The organism is Martinezella rhizogenes (genome assembly GCF_027460065.1).
In the GTDB taxonomy this organism is placed as follows: Bacteria; Pseudomonadota; Alphaproteobacteria; order Rhizobiales; family Rhizobiaceae; genus Agrobacterium; species Agrobacterium rhizogenes_C.
This window is the reverse complement of sequence record NZ_JAPYZZ010000001.1, coordinates 194,550-210,160: the sequence shown is the minus strand read 5'-3', so window position 1 is coordinate 210,160 and position 15,611 is coordinate 194,550. Positions and strand designations below refer to the sequence as shown.

General features: G+C 60.4%; 14 protein-coding genes. 5 read left to right on the top strand and 9 right to left on the bottom strand.

Annotation, left to right across the window (positions count from 1 at the left end):
• Nucleotides 1-34 precede the first annotated feature (34 nt).
• From bglA to O8B93_RS00970, 3 genes are all read left to right on the top strand, one after another.
• The gene (gene bglA / locus O8B93_RS00980) at nt 35-1,690 is read left to right on the top strand and encodes a beta-galactosidase BglA (protein WP_269707978.1); all 1,656 of its coding nucleotides are present in this window, start codon (nt 35-37) and stop codon (nt 1,688-1,690) included.
• Between the two features lie 20 nt (nt 1,691-1,710).
• On the top strand, nt 1,711-2,799 hold the full coding sequence (locus O8B93_RS00975; RefSeq protein ID WP_269707977.1) for an ABC transporter ATP-binding protein: 1,089 nt from the start codon (nt 1,711-1,713) through the stop codon (nt 2,797-2,799).
• Nucleotides 2,800-3,040: 241 nt separating this feature from the next.
• Nucleotides 3,041-3,397, top strand: coding sequence for a hypothetical protein (locus O8B93_RS00970; RefSeq protein WP_269708619.1), 357 nt, complete (start codon nt 3,041-3,043; stop codon nt 3,395-3,397).
• A gap of 20 nt (nt 3,398-3,417) precedes the next feature.
• Here O8B93_RS00970 and O8B93_RS00965 read toward each other — a convergent pair whose 3' ends face one another.
• The 7 genes from O8B93_RS00965 to O8B93_RS00935 all read right to left on the bottom strand — a co-directional run bounded on the left by O8B93_RS00965 (nt 3,418) and on the right by O8B93_RS00935 (nt 12,393).
• Entirely contained in the window at nt 3,418-4,782 is a 1,365-nt protein-coding gene (locus O8B93_RS00965; RefSeq protein WP_269707976.1) for a metallophosphoesterase, read from the bottom strand.
• A gap of 218 nt (nt 4,783-5,000) precedes the next feature.
• Nucleotides 5,001-6,821 carry a phosphogluconate dehydratase gene (edd, locus tag O8B93_RS00960; protein ID WP_269707975.1) on the bottom strand — a complete coding sequence of 607 codons (1,821 nt, stop codon included), beginning with the start codon at nt 6,819-6,821 and terminating at the stop codon, nt 5,001-5,003.
• A gap of 122 nt (nt 6,822-6,943) precedes the next feature.
• Entirely contained in the window at nt 6,944-7,642 is a 699-nt protein-coding gene (gene pgl / locus O8B93_RS00955) for a 6-phosphogluconolactonase (protein ID WP_269707974.1), read from the bottom strand.
• Nucleotides 7,643-7,652: 10 nt separating this feature from the next.
• Nucleotides 7,653-9,128 (bottom strand): glucose-6-phosphate dehydrogenase, encoded by a 1,476-nt coding sequence (gene zwf, locus O8B93_RS00950; RefSeq protein ID WP_269707973.1) that lies wholly within the window; start codon nt 9,126-9,128, stop codon nt 7,653-7,655.
• 112 nt (nt 9,129-9,240) lie between these two features.
• Nucleotides 9,241-9,627, bottom strand: a complete 387-nt coding sequence (locus tag O8B93_RS00945) for a hypothetical protein (RefSeq protein ID WP_269707972.1) — start codon at nt 9,625-9,627, stop codon at nt 9,241-9,243.
• Between the two features lie 27 nt (nt 9,628-9,654).
• The gene (locus O8B93_RS00940) at nt 9,655-10,941 is read right to left on the bottom strand and encodes an NAD(P)/FAD-dependent oxidoreductase (RefSeq protein WP_269707971.1); all 1,287 of its coding nucleotides are present in this window, start codon (nt 10,939-10,941) and stop codon (nt 9,655-9,657) included.
• Nucleotides 10,942-10,953: 12 nt separating this feature from the next.
• Nucleotides 10,954-12,393, bottom strand: coding sequence for a glutamine synthetase family protein (locus O8B93_RS00935; protein ID WP_269707970.1), 1,440 nt, complete (start codon nt 12,391-12,393; stop codon nt 10,954-10,956).
• A 123-nt stretch (nt 12,394-12,516) separates the two neighbouring features.
• On the opposite strand from O8B93_RS00935, the gene O8B93_RS00930 reads away from it, so the two are divergent.
• A complete protein-coding gene (locus O8B93_RS00930; protein ID WP_269707969.1) occupies nt 12,517-13,701 on the top strand; it encodes a BaiN/RdsA family NAD(P)/FAD-dependent oxidoreductase in 1,185 nt (394 codons plus the stop codon).
• A 270-nt stretch (nt 13,702-13,971) separates the two neighbouring features.
• Here O8B93_RS00930 and O8B93_RS00925 read toward each other — a convergent pair whose 3' ends face one another.
• Nucleotides 13,972-14,319, bottom strand: coding sequence for a hypothetical protein (locus tag O8B93_RS00925; RefSeq protein ID WP_269707968.1), 348 nt, complete (start codon nt 14,317-14,319; stop codon nt 13,972-13,974).
• Nucleotides 14,320-14,406: 87 nt separating this feature from the next.
• Between O8B93_RS00925 and O8B93_RS00920 the strand changes: the two genes are divergently transcribed.
• On the top strand, nt 14,407-15,279 hold the full coding sequence (locus O8B93_RS00920; RefSeq protein WP_269707967.1) for a LysR family transcriptional regulator: 873 nt from the start codon (nt 14,407-14,409) through the stop codon (nt 15,277-15,279).
• A 27-nt stretch (nt 15,280-15,306) separates the two neighbouring features.
• On the opposite strand, the gene O8B93_RS00915 is transcribed toward O8B93_RS00920, so the two are convergent.
• Nucleotides 15,307-15,564 (bottom strand): SMc00767 family acetate metabolism repressor, encoded by a 258-nt coding sequence (locus tag O8B93_RS00915; RefSeq protein ID WP_003493954.1) that lies wholly within the window; start codon nt 15,562-15,564, stop codon nt 15,307-15,309.
• Between the last annotated feature and the right edge of the window lie 47 nt (nt 15,565-15,611).

Sequence of the window (15,611 nt, the reverse complement as noted above, 5' to 3'; positions counted from 1 at the left end):
TTCCATGAACGCCCATACCAGACAGGACACTTCCATGACCGCTTCGGTGACTTCCGCTTTGACTCCCAACAAGGATTGGTGGCGCGGCGCTGTTATCTATCAGATCTATCCGCGCTCCTATCAGGACTCCAATGGCGACGGTATCGGTGACCTCAAGGGCATCACCGACCGGCTGGCGCATATTGCCGGCCTCGGTGCAGATGCCATCTGGATTTCGCCCTTCTTCACCTCGCCGATGAAGGATTTCGGCTACGACGTGTCGAATTATGTCGATGTCGATCCGATGTTCGGCACGCTTGCCGATTTCGACGGGCTGATCACCGAGGCCCATCGCCTGGGCATCCGCGTCATGATCGACCTCGTCATGTCGCATACCTCGGACCAGCACCCATGGTTCGTGGAAAGCCGCGCCAGCCGCAATAATGCGAAATCGGATTGGTATGTCTGGTCGGACGGCAAGCCGGATGGCACGCCGCCCAACAACTGGCTGTCGATCTTCGGCGGTCCGGGCTGGCAGTGGGACCCGACCCGCATGCAATATTACATGCACAACTTCCTGACCTCGCAGCCGGACCTCAACCTGCATAACCCTGAAGTGCAGGAAGAGCTGCTAAACATCACCCGTTTCTGGCTGAAGCGCGGCGTCGATGGTTTCCGCCTCGACACCATCAACTTCTATTTCCATGACCTTGAGCTGCGCGACAATCCGGCGCTGGCGCCGGAGCGCCGCAATGCCTCCACGGCACCTGCGGTCAATCCCTATAACTTCCAGGAACACCTCTACGACAAGAACCGCCCGGAAAACATCGCCTTCCTGAAGCGTTTCCGCGCCGTGCTGGACGAATTCCCCGACATTGCCGCCGTCGGTGAAGTCGGCGATAGTCAGCGTGGCCTCGAAATCGTCGGCGAATATACGTCCGGCGACGATAAGATGCAGATGTGCTACGCCTTCGAATTCCTGGCGCCGGATGCGCTCACCCCGCAGCGTGTTGCCGATGTGCAGGCGGATTTCGCCAGAGCCGCACCGGAAGGCTGGGCCTGCTGGGCGTTCTCCAACCATGATGTGGTTCGCCATGTCAGCCGCTGGGGCGAGCATGTCGAGGATAAGGACGCTTTCGCCAAGGTTCTCTCGGCGCTGCTGATGACGCAGCGCGGCTCCGTCTGCATCTATGAGGGTGAGGAACTCGGTCTCACCGAAGCCGATATCGCCTTTGAGGATTTGCAGGATCCATACGGCATCCAGTTCTGGCCGGAATTCAAGGGCCGCGACGGTTGCCGCACGCCGATGGTGTGGGATGCCGGCCACGCACAGGCTGGTTTCTCGACGTCGGACAAGACATGGCTGCCCATTCCGGCCGAACACAAGCAGCGCGCCGTCAGCGCCCAGCAGGGCAATGAAGCTTCGGTGCTGGAACATTACCGCCGCTTCCTCGCTTTCCGCAGGCAGCACCCGGCCTTCGCAAAGGGTGGTATCGAATTCCAGCCGGTTGAGGGCGAGGTGCTGAGCTATACCCGCAAGCTGGGCAACGAAACCGTTCTTTGCCTCTTCAACCTGTCCGCAACGCCGGCAAAAGCCACGCTGCCGGAAGGGAACTGGGAGGTTCTCGAAGGTCACGGCTTTGCAAGCGGCCTTGAAGGCAGAAGCGTAGAACTTCCGGCATGGGGCGCTTTCTTCGCCCGTTACGCCTGACAGAACAGGGAGGACCACCCATGACAAGTCTCGTTCTCAAGGATATCCGCAAATCATACGGGCAGGTGAAGGTCCTGCACGGCATCGATCTTTCGATCGAGCAGGGCGAATTCATCGTTTTTGTCGGCCCGTCCGGCTGCGGAAAATCGACGCTTCTGCGCATGATCGCCGGTCTGGAGGAAATCACCGGCGGCGAGATGTTCATCGACGGCCAGCTGGTCAATGAAATCCCGCCCTCGCGCCGGGGCATCGCCATGGTGTTCCAGTCCTATGCGCTTTATCCGCATATGACTGTCTATGACAACATGGCCTTCGGCATGAAGATCGCCAAGGAAAACAGGCAGGAGATCGACCGCCGCGTTCGCGCCGCCGCCGAAATTCTGCAGCTCACGCAATATCTGGAACGTCTGCCCAAGGCTCTGTCCGGCGGCCAACGCCAGCGCGTCGCCATCGGCCGCGCCATCTGCCGCAATCCCAAGGTCTTCCTGTTCGATGAGCCGCTGTCGAACCTTGACGCTGCCCTGCGTGTCGCCACCCGTATCGAGATCGCCAAGCTCAACGAGCAGATGGCCGATACGACGATGATCTACGTCACCCACGACCAGGTCGAGGCAATGACTCTGGCGGACCGCATCGTCGTTTTGAATGCCGGCCGTGTCGAACAGGTCGGCCCGCCGCTCGAACTTTACGAAAGGCCGGCCAATCTTTTCGTGGCGAAGTTCATCGGCTCGCCCGCCATGAACATCATCGCCGCGAAGATCGTCGGAACCGGCGAACGCACGTCAATCGAACTGGCCGGTGGCAAGACGCTTGCCGTCAGCGTTCCGACCCCTGCCACCGAGCAAGGTAAGGCTGCGAGCTTCGGGGTTCGGCCCGAAGATCTCAGCATCGTCACCGGCGATGATTACCTTTTCGAAGGCAAGGTCACGATTGTCGAGGCTTTGGGTGAAGTGACACTGCTCTATCTTGAAGCGCCGAAAGGCCAGGAGCCGATTATCGTCAAGGTGCCGAGCATAGTTTCCGTCAGCAAGGGTGAAACGCTGCGGTTTGCGGCGCCACAGGAAAAGCTCCACCTCTTTGACGCCGCCGGCAAGACCTACCGCCCATAAGGGACCGCGATCTGAAAAGTTCACCCCGGAACACTGCCGTTCCGGGGTCTTTCATGGCTTTTTTGCCCTTGTGGAAAAACACCGGAAATGTCCCGCTTCCGGCTCTGTTTAAGAGGGCCCTGATATGAATTGTTAAAGACTATGGCCTAGTCTCGAGCCATTGAATGAGCATGGGAGTCTGGGCGTGCAGAGCGGGGCGGGTGTCATCAGGAACCATTTCCTGAGCAAGGAAGAATCCTTCATGTATGACCGCGAAAGCCGGTTTCGCATGGAAGATACCATGAATGCGGCACGCATCGAATATACTGAAAAGGCCGTGATGCACATGGCGGCGCGCCGCTGCGACGTCATCCGCATCTCCCAGACCGAAGCGGTGCTGGCACTGCTGACGAAATATAACCTGCCCAACCAGTTCTATCTCGATATTCCCGACGCCCGCATCAGTAAGATCGGCTGCGTCATGTTGCGCGTCAACGCCAACAACACCATCCACGTCCGCTTCCTGCGCATGCTGACACAGAAGGAACTGGACCGTATTTTCGTGTTCAGCACCCATCCGGCCCATAGGGACCGGAAGCTGGATATCCGCTCGTTCTGAGGCCCGGATGATCTGCAGCTTTAAGAAAGTCCGCCCAGAACCGTCTGCTTCAGCTTCACATCCATCACCTCGGTAAAGGTCAGGTCGCCACGGCCGAAATAGGATTTCTGGTTGGTGGCTGACCAGTCGTTGCAGACGAGCTTGTAGCGGTCTTTCTTTTCCGGCTTTTCCGGCATGGCGTAGAGATAGTCGCCGGTGCGGGCGGCGAGCGGAATGTCGCCATCCTGATTGCATCGCTTGAGGATTCCAGCAAGCGCCTCGCCATCCACCTCCGTCACCATCAGTTTGCCGTCGAAACGCAGCGAGGCGTTGAAGTCGTAGCGGCGAATGTCGCCCTCCGGCAGACCAGCACCGAAGGAGGTGTGGCCGACGAAGCCGACATCGGCGCCGGTTTTTGCAGCGATAAGCTGCGCCACATGGCGGCCGGCCTCATCGACGGTCATCGCCTTGGCAGACTTGCCGACGATTTCCCGCTCTTCCGCGGTCAGGTGCTTTTGAAGGGTCTGCTCGATCAGGGTCTTGAGGGCAGGGGATGCGGGAGCATCACGATCGATGGTGACAGTCTCGATGGCGGCAGCCTTGCCGGGAGCGGCGATCGTCGCCACCGTCATGGAGGTGCACCAGGAGCCGGTATGGACATAACGCGTCGCGCCCTGTTCATGCACGAAGTTCAGGTGATCATGGCCGCCGACCAGCAGCGTGCCATCAGGCAGCAGCGGCAGGATATCGCGGTCGGCGACGACACCGGCGTGGCTCAGAACGATATTGATCGCGTCCGCTTTGACGATTTCGGGCAGATTGGCCTTCGCCCATTCGACCGGCTGCGGAATGTCGAGCATCTCGCGCGTGGCCTTGGGATAGGTGTTGATCGCATTGGTGGCGAGGCCCGCGAGGATGGCCTTCCGATCGCCGACCTTCACCTCGGCCCTGTCAGGCGCATAGGGTTTTCCACTGCGCTTGTCGATGATGTTGGAAAACACAGTGATGCCGAGCGCCTGGGCGCGGGTAACGAAATTGGCGAGGTCATTGTCGATATCAGGCTCGTGATTGCCGATATTGATGACGGTGGGAGCGAGCCTGGCGAGCGCCGCGAGGAATGTCCACTCGATTTCACCGGCGGACCGTGCCGCCACCGCATTGCCGATCTCGAACAGGTCACCGTTCAGGAGAATGATATGGGGTACCTTGTCGGCGGCAATGCGGGTTTCTATTGCCGCGAGAAGCTGGCCGATACGCTCATAGGCCGAATGCAGGTCGGAGATGATGATCGCACGCAGCGCCACATCCTGCGCCATAACAGGCGTCGCCGCCACCAACAGCGGCAGCATGGCGGTGCCTGCCATAAGCTTCAGCACATCGCGGCGTTTGCTCGAGAAAATCGTCATGTCCTGGCCCCATCATCCGAAACTGCAACACCGTCCCCCGGCTGTTGAGAAGGCCCTAAAGGGCAATCATCACAGCCGCATGACAAGTTTGGCGTTTCAGAAATGGGAAATAAAGCGGTTTCTGCACCGGACCGTCAGGGGCGAGAAAGTGCAGTTGGGCGATGCTGCAAAGCAGGGTTGAAAGGCGAAAACCGCATCAGTTTTCGCCTTTCGGACGATCAATGGAACAGAACGCTGGCGCCCTGATCGGCCGGGCCGGCATTGCGGCGGAAGGGGGCGAAAAGTTCGCGGCCCATGCCCCATTCATTGCCGGAGAGATCGGCGCGCGCCGGTTCGCGTTTCGCCAGCTCGGCGGCAGAAACCAGCACCTCGAGCGAGCCAGAAATGGCGTCGAGACGGATGATGTCGCCATCGCGGATGAGCGAGATCGGGCCGCAATCGGAGGCTTCGGGCGTGACGTGGATAGCGGCCGGCACCTTGCCGGATGCGCCGGACATGCGCCCATCCGTCACCAGCGCCACCTTGAAGCCGCGATCCTGCAACACGCCGAGCGGCGGCGTCAGGCGGTGCAGTTCCGGCATGCCGTTCGCCTTCGGTCCCTGGAAGCGCACGACGGCAATGAAGTCGCGGTTGAGCTTGCCGTCCTTGAACGCGTCCTGAAGCTCCTGCTGGTCATGGAAGACGATCGCCGGTGCCTCGATGATATGGCGTTCCGGCTTGACGGCGGAAATCTTGATGACCGATTTGCCGAGATTGCCGGTCAGCATCTTCAGGCCGCCAGTCGGCTGGAACGGCGTTTCGATGCTGGAAAGAACCTTCGGGTCATGGCTCTGTTCGGGGGAGGGCTGGCGGGTGACAGCGCCCTTCTCGTCAAGCATGGCATCGACGGTGTAGGCCGCAAGCCCCTGTCCGAAGACGGTGCGCACGTCATCGTGTACGAAGCCCTGTTTCAGCAGCTGCTTGATGAGGAAGCCCATGCCGCCGGCGGCGTGGAAATGGTTCACATCCGCAAGGCCGTTGGGGTAAACGCGGGCGAGCAGCGGCACGATGTCGGAAAGATCGGAAATATCCTGCCAAGTGAGGATGATGCCAGCGGCACGCGCCATGGCGATCAGATGCATGGTGTGGTTGGTGGAGCCACCGGTTGCATGCAGGCCGACGACGCCGTTGACGACGGATCTCTCATCAATCATCTCGCCCGCCGGCGTGAACTCATTGCCCTGCGCGGTGATGGCGAGCGCGCGCTTGGCTGCTTCACGCGTTAGTGCATCACGCAGCGGCGTGCCGGGATTGATGAAGGACGAACCGGGCATGTGGAAACCCATGATCTCCATCAGCATCTGGTTCGAATTGGCCGTACCGTAGAAGGTGCAGGTGCCGGGGCCATGATAGGATTTCGATTCCGCTTCGAGAAGCTCCTCGCGGCCGACCTTGCCTTCGGCATAAAGCTGGCGAATGCGTGATTTCTCGTCATTCGGCAGACCCGATGTCATCGGGCCGGCGGGGACGAAGACGGCGGGCAGGTGGCCGAAGGCGAGCGCGGCGATGACGAGGCCGGGCACGATCTTGTCACAGACGCCGAGATAGACGGCGGCGTCGAACATGTTGTGCGAGAGGCCGATGCCGGCCGCCATGGCGATGGCATCGCGGGAGAACAGCGAGAGCTCCATGCCGGGCTGGCCCTGGGTCACGCCGTCGCACATGGCGGGAACCGCGCCAGCCACCTGCGCTATGCCGCCCGCTTCCTTTGCCGCATCACGGATGATCGCCGGAAAGGTCTCGTAAGGCTGGTGCGCCGAAAGCATGTCGTTATAGGCGGTGATGATGCCGAGATTGGGAACCCGGTCGCCGGCAAGGATATCCTTGTCGGCGGGGGAACAGACCGCAAACCCGTGCGCAAGGTTGCCGCAGGAAAGCACGGAACGGTGAACGCCTTTTGAGACCTGCAGCCGCAGCCGCTCGAGATAGGTCTCGCGGTAGGGCTTGGAACGTTCGACGATGCGGGCGGTAATGGCCTGAATGCGGGAATCGGCGGACATGGGCGTTCATCCTGTTCGTTGGTCGGCAACCGGCGTTCCGGGAGGTGAGCGGCCGGTTGTCGTGTTTCAGTCTTCATGTCGTTGGGCGTTTTCGCGGGCCGCAGGTGCGGCGGCCGCGTGGCTTATGGCGCCCAGTATATATCCACGGGCGTTTCTGCCCGGTTCAGCACGGCGCGAACAGGCATTTCGTCCTCATCCTCGCCCGATTGCGCTTTCTCCAGCGTCGCCTTCTTGGCGGCGCCTTCGATATGCAGCACCAGAAAATCGGCATCGTGCAGGCTGGAGAAGTTGAAGGTCAACCGCTCCTCTCCGGCATTTTCCGCCGCCATGGTCAAAACGCCACGCGGCTCGTCGAGATCAAGCGCTTCGTAGAGATTGTCGCCGCCCGGGAAGAACGATGCCGTGTGGCCATCCGTTCCCATGCCGAGAATGACGACGTCGAAAGGATCGCAGATCGCTTCGGTCTTGACGGTGGCAAGTGTGGCCGCATCCTCCGGCGAGGCCGCCGGCTGGAACAGCGGCACGAAATAGGCCGCCTTCGCCTTGTCCTGCAGAAGATTTTCGGCAACGAGGCGATGGTTCGAACGGTCGCTTTCCGGTGGCACGAAACGCTCGTCCACCAGCGTCACGCTGATATTGGGCCAGTCGAGATCGTGCCGGGAAAGCGCCTGAAAGAACAGTTTCGGTGTCGAGCCGCCGGAGACCGCAATACTTGCGGCCCCCCGTTCCTTGGTCGCCGCATCAAGGCGCTTGGCAACCTCCGCCGCCAGAGCGGTGGCCAGTTCGGCGGCGGTGTCGAAGACGTGGATCGTTTCGCTCATCGCCAGGCCCTCAGTCGGCATCGTGCCAGGTGCGGCCGTCGCGCTCGATCAGTGCGATCGAACCGCTCGGGCCCCAGGTGCCGGCAGTGTAACCCTGTACGCCCTGTCCCAGATCTTCCCAGCTCTTCAAGATGGGGTCGATCCAGTCCCAGGCGGCCTCGACCTCGTCGCGGCGCATGAACAGCGTCTGGTTGGAACGGATGGTGTCCATCAACAGCCGTTCATAGGCATCGGGGCTGCGCACGTTGAAAGCTTCGGCAAAGCTCATGTCCAGCGAGACCTGACGCAGGCGCATGCCGCCCGGGCCGGGGTCCTTGATGAGGAGCGACTGCTTGACGCCTTCATCCGGCTGCAGGCGAATGACCAGCTTGTTGGCTTCGATCTTGCCGGCCGCATCGTCGAAGATCGAGTGCGGAATCTGCTTGAAGGTGACGACGATTTCCGAAACGCGGGTCGCGAGGCGTTTGCCGGTACGGATGTAGAAGGGAACGCCCGCCCAGCGCCAGTTGGCGATTTCGGCCTTGATGGCGACGAAGGTTTCAGTGTTGGAAACGCCGCCTTCCAGCTCTTCCAGATAGCCCTTGACCGGACCACCGGCGGAAGCGCCGGCGCGGTACTGGCCGCGTACCGTCAGCTTTTCGACATTGCTGGTATCGATCGGCTTCAGCGACCGCAGGACCTTGAGCTTTTCGTCGCGCACGGCTTCCGATTTCATCGAAGCGGGTGGCTCCATGGCCACGAGGCAAAGAAGCTGGAGGATATGGTTCTGCACCATGTCGCGCAGCGCCCCGGCCTTGTCGTAATAACCGGCGCGGCCTTCAAGACCGACCGCTTCGGCAACGGTGATCTGTACGTGGTCGATATGGGCGGAATTCCACAGCGGCTCGTAAAGCGCATTGGCGAAGCGCAGCGCCATCAGGTTCTGCACCGTCTCCTTGCCGAGATAGTGGTCGATGCGGAATATCTGCTCTTCCTTGAAGACGTGGCCGATGGTGTCATTGAGTTCCTGCGCGGAGGCGAGATCGCGGCCGATCGGCTTTTCGACGACGATGCGGGTCGAGCGGGTGATCAGCTTGTGCTCACGGATCTTGTCGGCGATATCGCCGAAAATGCCGGGCGCGACGGCCAGATAAAAGGCGCGCACGCGCTCTTTGCCCTCATCGAGCAGCTTCTTCAGCACGTCCCAGCCATTGCTGCCCTTCGCATCAACGGGCACATAAAAAAGCCTGTTCAGGAACACGGCAACCTGCGCATCGTCATATTCGCCGGCCTTCAGGTGCTCCTTCAGGGCGTCCTGCGCGAATTTGCGATATTCCTCATGGGTCATGACCGAACGCGACGCGCCGATAATGCGGGTCGGCTCCGTGAACTGGCCTTCGACCTGGCGGTGATAAAGGGCCGGCAGAAGCTTGCGCTCGGCAAGATCGCCCGTGCCGCCGAAAACGACACAATCAAAAGGTTCAACAGGAATGATCTGACTGCTCATATCGATTCTCTCGATCTTCAAAGGTTGGGGCATCAATAATCTAATCGATTTAAAAATGCCAGACTCAGTTATGTGAAATTATGAATTTTGCTTTTGCAGGGCTTTGCAACGCTCATACGGTTATCTCAGCCATTCTGCCATGCACCGGCAAAACGCTGGTTCTGAAGATGCCTTTGGCAGGTGGTGGAACGGAAAATAAGAAAAACACAAGGACAGCGGCAATCCCATGCCAGAGTTGTAGGCTCTTTTTGGCATCCGTGATTTCGCTGCTTTGCTCGATGCTGTCCAGCAGCATCTCCGCTTCTTCACGCTGCCGTGCCGCGATGCGGATCTCTATCCCACCAAAAGCCACCGTATAGTGCCAGAATATCGAGGCGCATTGGGAGGGAATGGCGGTTGTCGGGATTCCATAGGCCTGCAGAAACGAGGATGTCACCGCCGTGTCAACGAGACCATAGCCCGTCGCGATTGTAACAAGCCTGTCATCCGGTTTTTCCATCGAAACCCCCCTATGCGTCCTGAAGGATCAAAACCTGTCTCGCAACGCGAACCATGAGAGCGCCATGAAAAGCAGCGGCGCGCGCAGTGATGCCCCGCCGGGGAAGGCGGGCACCTTCAGCCGCGCGAAGGGCGCCAGCATGTCCTTTTTGCCGAGAACGAGATCGGCATAAAGCTTGCCGCAATAATTCGACAGCATCACCCCGTGGCCGGAATAACCGCCGATGGAAGTGACGCCGGGCATGACCTCGCGCACGAAGACCTTGCGTGGCAGGGTAATGCCGACGGACCCGCCCCAGGAATGGGTGATGTCGACGGCCTTCAGCTCGGGATAGATTTCCGCAATCTGCCGGCGGATATGGCTGGAAATATCGCGCGGCGCATCGGCCGTATAGGCCTCGCGCCCACCAAACAGCAGCCGGTTGTCGGCCGTCTTGCGGAAATAACGCACCACGAAACGGGAGTCGGCCACCGCTTCCTTGCCGGGGATGATGTCCGGATAGGCGTCGAGCGGTGCGGTGGCACCGATGAAGGAACGGATCGGCATGATATGGGCCGCCGTCACCGGTTCCAGATTGCCGATATAGGCATTGGTGGCGATCAGCACCCGCGGCGCGGTGATCGTGCCGAAGGGGGTTTCGATGATCGTCTTGCCGCCGACTTGCCGGATGGATTTCGCCGGCGTCATTTCATAAATGTCAGCGCCTGCGGCCTTCGCCGCTTTCGCTAGCCCGACCAGCAGTTTCAGCGGGTGGATATGGCCGGTGCCGGTATCGCGCGTACCGCCGAAATAATGGGTGGAGCCGACACGTTTGCGCGCCTCTCCACGTTCCATGTAGGAAATATGCGGATAGCCATAGCGGTTGTTCATCGCATCGACGCTTCTGCGATAATCATCCTCGTAGGCCGCCTTGTGCGCCACATAAAGCTGCCCCTGCAGGTAGTCCATGTCGATGCCGCGGCTGCTGGCGAAGTCGCGCACGTAGTTCTTGGCGTCCTCGGCAATGTCGAACAGCAGCTTGGATTGCTCGAAGCCGATCTCGCCTTCCATCTCGTCGGGGAAGGAGCGCTGGCCTGTGCCGAACTGGCCGCCATTGCGGCCGGAGGCGCCATCGCCAAAGCGGTGCGCTTCGATGAGGGCAACCGAGAGGCCGTTTTCGGCAAGGTTACAGGCGGCCTGAAGGCCGGTATAACCACCGCCGATGATCGCGACATCAACCTGCTTCGACCCGTCGAGAGCGGGATAGTCCGGCCGCTCGCCGACGGTTGCCTGATACCAGGATAGTCCCGGCGCAATCGGGCTTTGCCATGTCATGCTCGTGGTTCCTCACACGTTGAGAAGCAGGAACTCGCGCTCCCAGGGGCTGATGACCTGCATGAAGGTCTCGAATTCCCCGCGTTTCAGGCCGGCATAAAGGCCCACGAATTCATGGCCGAACACACGGTCGAACTGTTCCTCGCCTTCCAGCAGCGCCACGGCCTCCAGGAGACCACGCGGCAGTTCGATGGAGCCTTCATTGGCCGTATCGGCGGTGGGTTCGGTCGGCTCGATATTGTTGACGATGCCAAGCCAACCGCAGCCGAGCGAAGCGGCAAGCGCCAGATAGGGGTTGGCGTCCGAACTCGGCAGCCGGTTTTCGACGCGACGCGCCTGCGGCCCGGAAATCGGCACCCGGAAAGCCGTGGTGCGGTTATCGTAACCCCAGGCATTGTTGACTGGGCAGGCCATGTCGGGCGTCAGGCGGCGATAGGAATTCACATAGGGCGCCAGCATGACGAGCGCGTTCGGAACGTAACGCTGCATGCCGCCGACAAAGGCGAAGAATTCCTTCGAGGGACTGCCATCCGCATTGGAGAAGATGTTGCGGCCGCTATCGATCTCCACCACCGACTGGTGGATATGCATGGCCGAACCCGGCTGACCCTGCATCGGTTTTGCCATGAAGGTGGCATAGATGCCGTGTTTCAGCGCTGCCTCGCGAATGGTGCGCTTGAACAGGAACACCTGGTCGGCAAGCTCGATCGGATCGCCATGGCGCAGGTTGATTTCCAGCTGCGCCGGGCCTTCCTCGTGGATCAGCGTATCGATCTCAAGGCCCTGTTTTTCCGAGAAATGATAGATGTCGTCGATCAACTCGTCGAATTCGTTGATGCCGGCGATGGAATAGCTTTGACCGCCAACGATGGAGCGGCCGGACCGGCCCTTCGGCGGATGCAGCGGATAATCGGGGTCGTCATTCATGGCGACGAGATAAAATTCGATTTCGGGTGCTACGACCGGCTTCCAGCCTTTTTCGGTATAGAGCGAAAGCACGTTCTTCAGGACGTTGCGCGGCGTGTAGGGAACGAAATTGCCCTCGGCATCCACGACGTCGCAGATCACCTGCGCAGTCGGATCGCTTTCCCAGGGCACGACGGACAGCGTCGAAAGATCGGGCACCAGCTTCAGGTCGCTATCGCGCGGCTCATAACGGAAGTTCGCGGTCTCATCAGGGTATTCGCCTGATATCGTGTGGCGGTAGAGCGCGGACGGCAGGGCGAGCGAGGTATCGCCCGTGAATTTCGCCGTCGGCATCATCTTGCCGCGCGGAACACCCGCAAGGTCTGGCGTGATGCATTCTATGTCTTCGATCCCGCGCGCGCGCAGCCATTGCGCGGCTTCGCGCCAGGAGGAAACGCCACGGGTGGAGGAGAGATCGAGGGGAGGAGACTTTTTTGCCATGGTTGCCTGTTTCTTCGGGCGGAGCATGGTTTTTTTGGCGGGCATGTATCACCGGGTCTGTGTTTCTGGTGGAGCCATCATAACCGTAGTTTGACAATTGGCGAGGGGGAAAGCGCCATTGACAAGCGGCGGTACTTGGAAAAGAGGAAAGGAAACGGATCGGATGGAATGATGACAGAGAAATGTGACGTGCTGATTTTGGGGGCGGGCGCCGCAGGCATGATGTGCGCCATCCGCGCCGGAAAGCGCGGTCGCTCCGTCGTCATTCTCGACCATGCCAGGGCGCCGGGCGAAAAGATCCGTATCTCCGGCGGCGGCCGCTGCAACTTCACCAATATCCATGCCGGGCCGAAGAACTATCTCTCCGCCAACCCGCATTTCGCCAAATCCGCGCTCGCCCGCTATTCGCCGCGCGATTTCATCGCTCTCGTCGAAAAACACCGTATCGCCTGGCACGAAAAGACGCTCGGGCAGCTGTTTTGCGATGACAGCGCCAAGGACATCATCCGCATGCTGCTTGGTGAAATGCAGGCGGTGAATGCGAAACTGCGGCTCGAAACGTCAGTCTCTGCCGTCGCCCATGATGGTGGCCGTTTTCGCGTGACGACCTCAGGCGGCGTCATCGAGGCGGAAAGCCTTGTCGTGGCAACGGGCGGCAAGTCCATCCCGAAAATGGGCGCGACCGGTTTTGCCTATCAGATCGCCGAACAATTCGGTCTCAAGCTCATCGAGCCGCGCCCCGGCCTCGTGCCGCTGACGCTCGATCCCGCTTTGCTGGAAAGGCTGAGCCCGCTTGCCGGCGTCGCGGTTCCGGCTGAGGTTTCCCATGGCAAGACCTCGTTCGAGGAAGCGCTGCTGTTCACCCATCGCGGTTTGAGTGGTCCTTCCATTCTGCAAATCTCGTCCTATTGGCGCGAGGGTGATGTGATCCGCCTGAAGCTCGAACCGGGCCGGGATATCGTCGCGCTGCTGAGGCAAGCAAAACAGAAGAACGGCCGCCAGTCGGCCCAGACGGCTCTTTCCGAAATCCTGCCGAAGCGGCTTGCCCAACATGTGGTCGAACAAACCGGCATCACCGGCAATCTCGCCGATATGTCCGACAAGGTTCTCGCAAAGCTGGCGGCGCAGGTGCAGGACTGGCAGATCAAGCCCGCCGGTTCCGAAGGCTACCGCACGGCGGAAGTCACGCTCGGTGGCGTGGACACGATGGCTCTCGATTCCCGCAACATGGCGGTGAAAGCGGTGCCGGGCCTGTTCTTCATCGGCGAATGCGTTGACGTCACCGGCTGGCTCGGCGGCTATAATTTCCAGTGGGCCTGGGCGTCCGGACAGGCGGCAGGCGAATTCGCGTGAGATGGGCTCAGACTGTTAAAGCATTCCATCGGCGTCATCCTCGGCCCTGTGCCGAGGATCTAATCACCTCGAATAAAACCAATCGGTAGCAGATCCTCGGGACAAGCCCGAGGATGACGGCGGCGCGAGTGGTGTGGCTCGCCGTCAGTTTGTGGCCCGTTTTCGCCCTCTTTAACATTCTGTTAACAGGCGAGGAGTCATCCTGACCGAATGCCAGCAAAGCCGGATCGCTCCACGATCCCGCTGCACATGATGTCCTGCTGGAGGCTCTTAACAGGGCATGGGTCGGTTGAGTTTTTCGTCAGGAGCCCGCGCATGAACAGATCTGCACATCGCCGCCCTCGCGCCATTGCCATCGCCCGCGCCGAAAGCGAGAGCCGGCAGCTGGCCTTTCGCCTCAGCATCATCGCAGCTGGTGCCGTCGCAGCCTTGATCACTCTCTTTCACTGATCGGCGGCTCGTCACGTTTATCAAACCGGCAAGCGCGCTGAAAAGCCGCCATGCCCGGGACGCTTGGGCCATGTCAGCATAGAACTTCTCTTCCTGCAGAATGGCTTCGCGCCGTGTGCGCGGCTGCTGGTTTTCGATAATGACCCGTGCTGCAAAAATGGCATGCATGTTCGCTCTCCTTCTAACTGCGGAGGGCCATGATGCACGCCGGTTTTTGATTTATCTGCGCAAGAAAATGCGCTACGTTTTTCACCGATGAAAAACGTCACCTGGGATTCCTATCAGCTTTTCCTCGATGTGTCACGCAGCGGCGGCCTGACGGGTGCTGCCGCGCTGACCGGTTTGAGCCCCGCGACCGTGGGGCGGCGCATGGTCGAGCTGGAGGAGCGCATCGGCAAGGTCCTCTTCCTGCGCAGCCAGACCGGATACGCCCTGACGGCGGACGGGCGGGCACTGTTCGACCGGCTTCAGGCAATGGAAAATGCGGCCAAGGATATCGAGGGATGGCAGAAGGCGTCCTCGGCATCTTCGACCGTGCGCATTGCCGTCGGCACCTGGAATGCCTGGCTGCTGACCGGCAACTTCTCCGCCATCTGCACCGACCGGGATGATTTCCGCATCGATCTTTTCATTGCCGAACAGAGGGCGTCTCTCGCGCATCGTGAAAACGACATCGGGATTCGCGCTTTCGAGCCGCAGGAAAAGAACCTTGCCGCCATAAAAACGGGGGAGGTGGCCTATGCGCCCTACAGGCTGCGCAACGCCGCCGCAGCCGTTGCCGACCGTTGGCTGGCGGTGGCGGAAGATGGCGCCATTTCCACCTATCTGCGCTGGCCGCATGAGAACCGCCGCAGCGATATCGCGGTGACGGTTAACCGGCCGGTGGCGCTGCTCGATCTGGTGTTGGCCGGGGCCGGGATCGCCGTACTTCCCTGTTTCGTGGGCGATGCGGATGCGCGGCTTCTTCGTGAAGGCGGCGAAATCGAACCACTCCGCCACAATCAATGGATCGTCATGAACAATGACGATCGCCACCGCCGTGATATCAGGACGGTGGCGGATCGGATGACCCGTCTCATCAAGGGCCATTCCGATCTTTATGCCGGACGCAAGAGCCGTCCGGCATGAAAGCCAGCATGAAAGAATGGCGGCCGGTCAGGCAGCGGCACTTCCCTGCGCGACGATGACGGGGATCAGCAGATCGCCCCAGTTGCCGCCGCCACCGTGGTGGCGGGCCGAGCGAACGAGCTCGACGGAAACGCCGGCCTCGACGGCTTTCATGACGGCCTGATTGAGGCGGTGCAGATCATTGGCCAGCATGCGGATGGCGGCCTGCTGATCCTGCGTCATGGCGGAGGATTGTTCCTCGGCGCGTTCCTTGACGTGGGTCTTGATGGGATTGTGGGCATTCATGGCATTTCTCCTCTCATTATTGTCAGGGGTTTTTGATCCGGTTTGCA

Coding starts and splice junctions, on each gene's coding strand:
- O8B93_RS00920 (WP_269707967.1), top strand. CDS start 14,407: ATGAAAAACGTCACCTGGGATTCCTATCAGCTTTTCCTCGATGTGTCA.
- O8B93_RS00930 (WP_269707969.1), top strand. CDS start 12,517: ATGATGACAGAGAAATGTGACGTGCTGATTTTGGGGGCGGGCGCCGCA.
- O8B93_RS00975 (WP_269707977.1), top strand. CDS start 1,711: ATGACAAGTCTCGTTCTCAAGGATATCCGCAAATCATACGGGCAGGTG.
- O8B93_RS00940 (WP_269707971.1), bottom strand. CDS start 10,941: ATGACATGGCAAAGCCCGATTGCGCCGGGACTATCCTGGTATCAGGCA.
- edd (WP_269707975.1), bottom strand. CDS start 6,821: ATGTCCGCCGATTCCCGCATTCAGGCCATTACCGCCCGCATCGTCGAA.
- zwf (WP_269707973.1), bottom strand. CDS start 9,128: ATGAGCAGTCAGATCATTCCTGTTGAACCTTTTGATTGTGTCGTTTTC.
- O8B93_RS00965 (WP_269707976.1), bottom strand. CDS start 4,782: ATGACGATTTTCTCGAGCAAACGCCGCGATGTGCTGAAGCTTATGGCA.
- O8B93_RS00970 (WP_269708619.1), top strand. CDS start 3,041: ATGTATGACCGCGAAAGCCGGTTTCGCATGGAAGATACCATGAATGCG.
- bglA (WP_269707978.1), top strand. CDS start 35: ATGACCGCTTCGGTGACTTCCGCTTTGACTCCCAACAAGGATTGGTGG.
- O8B93_RS00915 (WP_003493954.1), bottom strand. CDS start 15,564: ATGAATGCCCACAATCCCATCAAGACCCACGTCAAGGAACGCGCCGAG.
- O8B93_RS00925 (WP_269707968.1), bottom strand. CDS start 14,319: ATGCATGCCATTTTTGCAGCACGGGTCATTATCGAAAACCAGCAGCCG.
- O8B93_RS00935 (WP_269707970.1), bottom strand. CDS start 12,393: ATGCCCGCCAAAAAAACCATGCTCCGCCCGAAGAAACAGGCAACCATG.
- O8B93_RS00945 (WP_269707972.1), bottom strand. CDS start 9,627: ATGGAAAAACCGGATGACAGGCTTGTTACAATCGCGACGGGCTATGGT.
- pgl (WP_269707974.1), bottom strand. CDS start 7,642: ATGAGCGAAACGATCCACGTCTTCGACACCGCCGCCGAACTGGCCACC.